Origin of the sequence: Pseudomonas sp. SIMBA_041 (genome assembly GCF_046535095.1) — a bacterium.
Classification (GTDB): Bacteria; Pseudomonadota; Gammaproteobacteria; order Pseudomonadales; family Pseudomonadaceae; genus Aquipseudomonas; species Aquipseudomonas mucoides.
Window position 1 is genome coordinate 1 of record NZ_JAWRXJ010000314.1, and the last position, 272, is coordinate 272.

Consider the following 272-nt stretch of genomic DNA (forward strand, 5'->3'; position numbering starts at 1 on the left):
GTCTTGTCCGCCACCAGGTCCAGGGCCAGCATCAGACCCTTGCCGCGCACTTCGCCGACGGTGTCGAAGCGCTCGACGAAGGGCTGCAGCTTGTCGAGCATGTAGTCGCCCATTTTCGCGGCGTTGGCCGGCAGGTCCTCCTTGACCACGATGTCCAGGCACGCCAGGGCGGCGGCGCAGGCTACCGGGTGCCCGGAGTAGGTGTAGCCATGCATGATGGCCCCGGTGAAGTTGGCGTTCTTCTCGAAGGCTTCCTCGATGCGCCGGTTGAC

At 65.4% G+C, this 272-nt stretch carries 1 protein-coding gene; it reads right to left on the reverse strand.

What is annotated here, in order from left to right; genetic code table 11:
• The coding region (locus tag SB725_RS31300; protein ID WP_410923296.1) for an aminotransferase class III-fold pyridoxal phosphate-dependent enzyme at window positions 1-272 on the reverse strand (272 nt) is incomplete at both ends.